At 72.6% G+C, this 5,743-nt stretch carries 4 protein-coding genes; 3 read left to right on the forward strand and 1 reads right to left on the reverse strand.

Going from position 1 to position 5,743, the window contains the following annotated elements; all coding sequences use genetic code 11:
- The first annotated feature begins 114 nt into the window (after nucleotides 1-114).
- Together ACR807_RS40850 and ACR807_RS40855 are read left to right on the forward strand one after the other, a co-directional pair.
- Entirely contained in the window at nucleotides 115-411 is a 297-nt protein-coding gene (locus ACR807_RS40850; RefSeq protein ID WP_438926919.1) for a hypothetical protein, read from the forward strand.
- Between the two features lie 124 nt (nucleotides 412-535).
- Complete coding sequence (locus ACR807_RS40855; RefSeq protein WP_438926920.1) at nucleotides 536-1,300, forward strand: Calx-beta domain-containing protein; 765 nt, start codon at nucleotides 536-538, stop codon at nucleotides 1,298-1,300.
- 61 nt (nucleotides 1,301-1,361) lie between these two features.
- Here the strand turns inward: ACR807_RS40855 and ACR807_RS40860 are convergent, their stop codons facing one another.
- The gene (locus ACR807_RS40860) at nucleotides 1,362-4,340 is read right to left on the reverse strand and encodes an AfsR/SARP family transcriptional regulator (RefSeq protein WP_438926921.1); all 2,979 of its coding nucleotides are present in this window, start codon (nucleotides 4,338-4,340) and stop codon (nucleotides 1,362-1,364) included.
- Between the two features lie 149 nt (nucleotides 4,341-4,489).
- Between ACR807_RS40860 and ACR807_RS40865 the strand changes: the two genes are divergently transcribed.
- Nucleotides 4,490-5,743 carry a hypothetical protein gene (locus ACR807_RS40865; RefSeq protein WP_438926922.1) on the forward strand — a complete coding sequence of 418 codons (1,254 nt, stop codon included), beginning with the start codon at nucleotides 4,490-4,492 and terminating at the stop codon, nucleotides 5,741-5,743.

The following is a 5,743-nucleotide window of genomic DNA, read 5'->3' on the forward strand; positions in this document are numbered from 1 at the left end:
TTGCGGGGACGGTACTTCCGGACTGTCGGTTCCGGTCGTCGGGTGGGTGGCGGAGGGCGGTGGTCGCGGTCCGCATCCGGGTTGTGACCGTCCCGTCCGGCGCCCGGGGCTGCGATGACGAAGGCATTGACAGCCCGAAAGCACCTTCCCCGCAAGGGGATCGATCTCCACCGTAAGGTCACGGCCGCGACCGGCTACCAACCGTCACCACCGGAAGTGCGCCAGAGCCACTCGTTTGACCCCGACGTCGTTGAGGATGTCGACGGCAAGCCCATTGGAACCGCGGTGAAGCGCATGTGCCGGTTGTTCGACGAAATTGGCGACCATTGCCCTACGGCCAGCACCGTCCGGCACGGCGGCAACCGGAACTGGCCGAGCCCGACGTGCCGCGCAGGCCTGACCAGCCGATGACACGGAGGCCCGGAACGACTCTTGTTCCGGGCCTCCCGTCTCGTCGCAGGACGTTCACAACCGGGCCGCAACAGGGCTCGCGTATTCCTGTCACCAGGCAAGGCAGTCAGAGGGGGACAGGAAGATGCGCAGACTCATACCGGCAGTGCTCACCGCCGCGGCGGCGTTGACGCCGATGATGGTGCACACCGCGACCGCGACCGCCACGTGCGTGCCCGAGGTGACCATCCAGAACGCCGGGCAGTACGAGGGCAGCCTGAACGCGGCCAACGCGCTGGTGTTCACCGTGGACGTGGCGCCGGGGTGCGATGGGCAGGGGACGGTGGCGTACCGGACCAAGGACTACAACGGCGTGGAGGGGTGGGCGACCGCGCACAACGACTACACGCCGGTGAACGGGGTGCTCCAGGTCGGGCAGGGGCCGCTGGTCGTGAAGGTGCCGCTGGTCTCGGACCAGGAGGTCGAGGAGGACGAGTCGATCGCGGTCGAGTTGTACGACCCGCAGGGGGTCGTCATCGTCAACGACGTCTTCGGCCTCGGCACGGTGTACGACGACGACTCGCTGTCGGTGTCGCTCGACGGCGGCAAGATCTGCTGGGACCCGGAGTGGACGGGCGTGCAGCTGGACCTCACGTCCGCGGCCGAGATGCCGGTGACCGTCAGGTTCCACGTGTCCGGCGGGACGGCCGTGGCGGGCGTGCACTACGAACCGGTCCGCGAGGGGACGGTCACGATCCCCGCGGGCTCGACGACCGGCATGGCCGCGGTGCGGCTGTTGCCGGGTGCCGAGCGGGAGCCGGACCGGTACTTCGTGGTCGAGATCTTCGACCCGTCGGCGGGGACGGTCGGCACCAGCCGGGCGACGGTGACGGTGCGGCCCCCGACCTGATCGGGCCGCGTGGCGAAGTGCTCTGGCCGTGGGGGGCGGTGGTCATCGCCCCCCCCCACGGTCACGCGCTGAGCGCTTGGGCGTCCGGCAGGGCGTTGGCCTGCTCGTACAGCCTCATCGCCGTCCGGCGGTGGTGGGCCGCGACCGGGTCGCTCAGGCGGTCGGCGAGATCGGCGAGGTTGCGGTGGACGTGGGCCTCCTCGTAGGGGTCCGGCACGCGTTCCCTCACGACGAGGGCGGCGTGCAGGTGCTCGCGGGCGGCGTCGAGGTCGCCGACGAGCAGCAGCGCGCGACCGATGTGGCCCAGCGTCGAGGACTCGCCGTGCCGGTCACCCACCTCGCGGCTGACGGCCAGCGCCTCTTCGAAGCGCTCCAGCGCGGACGCGTGGTGCCCGCCGTCGAGGCGCGCGATACCGGTGTCGAGCAGCGTTTCCCACTCCAGCCAGCGGTCGCCGATGTCGCGGCTGATGGCCAGCGCGCGTTCGAAGTGCTCCGACGCCCGGTGCCGCTCGCCGACCTGCAAGTACGCCTCGCCGAGGGTGTCGAGGGTGCCCGCTTCCAGCCGGGCGTGGCCCAGCTCGCGCAGCCGGCGCAGCGCCTCGTGCAGCGGGGCGAACGCCAGGTCCGGCCGGCCCATCCGCACGTACGTGTGGCCGAGGTTGCGCTGGGCCAGCGCCCGGCCCAGGTCGTTCCCGGCGGCGGTGCTGTGCTCGACGGCGAGGTGGTGGGCGGTGACGGCCCGGTCGAAGTGGCGCAGCTCGGCGTGCATGTTGGCCATGTTGTTGTGGATGTGGCCCTGGGCCGCCAGGTCGCCGACGGCACGCGCGACGGTCAGGGCGCGGTCGCTGGCCGCGAGCGCTTCGGGCAGCCTGCGGGTCATGAAGTAGGCCACGCCGAGCGCCCGCAGCATCTCCGCTTCGGCCGCGGTGTCGCCGAGGTCGCCGGCCGCCGCCGCGCCGTGCCGGCACAGCTCGACGCGGTCGTGCCAGTGGCCGGCGGCGTCGTAGAAGCTGGTGAGCAGCGAGGTCAGCTGCCAGGCCGCGGTGAGGTGGCCGTTCTCCCGGGCGTGCGCCACGACCGGGACCAGGTTGGCCCGCTCCGCGTCGAGGAACGCCAGCGCCGCGCGCTTGTCCGGGGCGAACGGCGGCTCGGCCGGCGTGTGCCGCGGGGTGGGGGTGACCGGGCTGCGGTCGGGGTCGATGAGCCTGCTCGCCCGGAACGCCGCCGCGAGGTACCAGTCGACCAGCCGCGCGGTGCCGTCGTGGTCGGGTTCGTCGGCGCGCACGCGGCAGCGGGCGTATTCGCGGATCAGGTCGTGGAACCGGTAGCGGCCCTGCTCCACCGGCGTGACCAGGTGTGACGCGGCCAGTTCCGCCACGGCACGTCGACCGGCCGCGGCGGGCAGGCCGCACACGGCGGCACCGAGGTCGCCGCCGAACGTGGGGCCGGGGTGCAGGCCGAGCCCGCGGAACACCCGGGCCACCTCCGCGGTCAACGGCCGGTAGGCGCTGTTCAGGACGGTCCGCACGGTGCGGGAGTCGCCAACGACGGCCAGGCCGTCCAGCCGCTCGGAGTCGGTCAGTTCGGCGGCGAACTCGGCGACCGCGCCGACGGGCCGGCCGACCAGTCGGGCCGCGGCGATGCGCAGGGCCAACGGCATCCCGCCGCACAGCCGGGCCAGCCGGGCCGCCGGACCGGACTCGCGGGCCACCCGGTCGTCCCCGATGACGCTGCCGAGCAGGCTGACCGCCTCGTCGTCGCACAGGGCCGCCACGCCGACGACCCGGGTGGCGTGCCGGGCGGCCAACGCGGCCATGTTCTGCCTGCTGGTGAGCAGCAACAGGCTCCCGGGGCCGGGCGGCACGAAGCGCAGCACGTCCTCCACGCCGGCCGCGTCGTCCAGCACCACCAGGTACCGCTTGCCGTGCAGCAGCGACCGGTACAGCGCGGCCTGCTCGTCGGGTTCGCCGGGGATCCGGTCGTCGGGCACGTCCAGGGCGCGCAGCAGGTGGGCGAACGCGTCGCGGCCGGGCAGGGCCAGCTTCGGGTCGTGCCCGCGCAGGTCCAGGTACAGCTGCCCGTCGGGGAACCGGTCGGCGACCCGGTGCGCCCACTCCACGGCCAGCGAGGTCTTGCCCATGCCGGCGGCACCGGCGACCACCACGATCGGGAACCCGTCCCGGGCGTCGTGCGGTGCGAGCACCCGGTCCAGTTCGGCCAGCTCCGCGGTGCGGCCGGTGAAGTGGCCGACCCTGGCCGGGAGCTGCCGCGGCGGCACGGTGACCGCCGCGGGCAGCGGGTCGAGCACTGGTTCGCGGCGCAGGATGGCGGTGTGCAGGTCCACCAGCTCCGGGCCGGGGTCGACGCCGAACTCGTCGGCGAGCGTGCGGCGGAGGCGGGCGAACGCGTCCAGGGCGTCGGTGTGCCTGCCGCAGCGGTGGAGCGCGAGCATGTGCAGCCGGACCAGGCGTTCCGTGGTCGGGTGCTCGGCCAGCAGTCGGGGCAGTTCCAGCACGGCGGCCTCGTGGCCGCCCGCGCGGATCTCGGCTTCCCAGAGGTCCTCCACGGCGGAGAGCCGCAGCGCGTGCAGGCGTTCCACCTCGTGCTCGCCCCACGAGCTCAGGTCGGTGCCCGCGAACGCGTCGCCCCGCCACAGGCCCACCGCCTCGCGCAGCACCGCCACCGCCCGGTCGACCGCTGCTCCCCCGGTCAGGGCCGACCGCCCGGCCGACGCCAGCCGTTCGAACCGGTGCGCGTCGACCTCCTCACGCGGCACGTCCAGGACGTAGCCCGGGTTCCGCGTGGTCAACGCCTCGGGCACGCCGCAGGCGGACAGCGCCTGGCGGATGCGCGCGACGTGGCTGTGCAGGGTGCGCAGTGCGGTGCGCGGCGGGTCCTCGCCCCACAACACGTCCACCAGCCGTGACGCGGACAGCACCTCGCCGGCGTGCAGGGCGAGCACGCCCAGTACCGCACGCTGTCGGGTGCCGGCCAGCGCCGCCGCGCCGCCGGAGCCGTGCGCGCAGACCGGACCCAGCACGCGGATATCGGATCTGACCAGGTCAGCGGGGTGTTCCAGGTGCCGGGCACCGGTCACAACAGCACCACAACCGCAGGACAACGACACCTCCGTAGACCTGTCGGTGTCGGGCGGACAGGGATCGCCCGGAAACCGAGGGGAAAGCTGCGATGGATGCACACTTCCGTAGTCGTCCGAGAAGCACTTGGCGCTACGCGCTGCCCGCCGTCCTGGTGACCGCCGCCGTGGCCGCGACGCTGGTCCCGGCCCAGGCCGTCGCACAGGTGAACCCCGCCACGACGGTCGAGGAGGACCAGGACTTCCCGCCGATGACCACGCCGGACCCGACCCGCACCGACCCGGAGGTGCTGGCCGTCACCAGCGCCGCGGCGGACGCCCTGGAGTACTCCACGGCGGTTGTGGCGGCCGACCCGACCAGGGTGTACCCGGAGGGCTCGGTGGAGGCCATCCTCCAGGCCGGGATGCTCACGATGCCGGCGGAGGTGCTGCGGGAAGCCACCCGTTCGGCGCAGGCGATGGTGAACGCCGACGTCGACGCCAGGATGGCCGAGTTCGGCCAGTACGGCCGCAACGACTGGACCACGCACGCCCGGCTGGGGTTCGCGGGCGTCTTCCGGACCGAGACGCTGCCGGTGGACCGGGCCGCGCTGACCGCCCGGCTGACCAGCCAGGCCGACCAACTGGCGATCGAGGGCCGCGCGGCCGAGCAGCAGGTCGACGAGGAGGCCGACAGGCTCGGCGTCGACCCGTCCACCATCAAGCGGGTGAAGGCGCTCGCCTTGGACATCACGTCGGTGAAGTGCTTCGAGACGACCTCCCAGGAGTGGTTCAGCGACGAGATCGAGATGGGCGGGGTGGTCGTCGGTTCCGACGGGGTGACCAAGAAGGTCCCGCCGTTCCAGGTGCACGACGACTTCGACGCCGGTGAGATCATCACCTACGGCAACGGCGGCAAGCGGTTCTCCACGCTCGACATGTCCCAGCCCGGCGTGTGGCCGCGGTACTACGGGCACAGCGTCTTCCTCTCCGAGGAGGATCTCGGCGGGTTCTCCGACGCCCTGACGACCGCCTGGGAGAAGGTCAAGGGCATCGTGCAGGACGCGATCGCGAAGCTGATCGGCGGGCTGCTCTCGCCCTACCTCGGCGCCGCCATCGCAGGCGCGATCGGCAAGGCGGTCGCATGGCTGGTCAACGTCTTCATCGGGTGGCTGATCAAGCTCGTCAAGGACGACGTCTTCGCACCGCAGCACGTGAACGTCAAGCTGCCGTCGAACGCCGAGTTCATGTACACCAACCCGGTCCACCTCGGTTGGGACGACCACCGCTCGCCGACCATGTCCGGTTGGTACAAGGGCCACGGCGGCGTCTACCGGGTCAACGCCCACCTGGAGGTCCTCCCCTGA

The sequence above is a fragment of the Saccharothrix sabaoui genome (assembly GCF_051756985.1).
In the GTDB taxonomy this organism is placed as follows: Bacteria; Actinomycetota; Actinomycetes; order Mycobacteriales; family Pseudonocardiaceae; genus Actinosynnema.

What these genes read in the sequence shown, in the direction of transcription:
- ACR807_RS40855 (WP_438926920.1), top strand. Translation starts at nt 536, where the DNA reads ATGCGCAGACTCATACCGGCAGTGCTCACCGCCGCGGCGGCGTTGACG.
- ACR807_RS40865 (WP_438926922.1), top strand. Translation starts at nt 4,490, where the DNA reads ATGGATGCACACTTCCGTAGTCGTCCGAGAAGCACTTGGCGCTACGCG.
- ACR807_RS40850 (WP_438926919.1), top strand. Translation starts at nt 115, where the DNA reads ATGACGAAGGCATTGACAGCCCGAAAGCACCTTCCCCGCAAGGGGATC.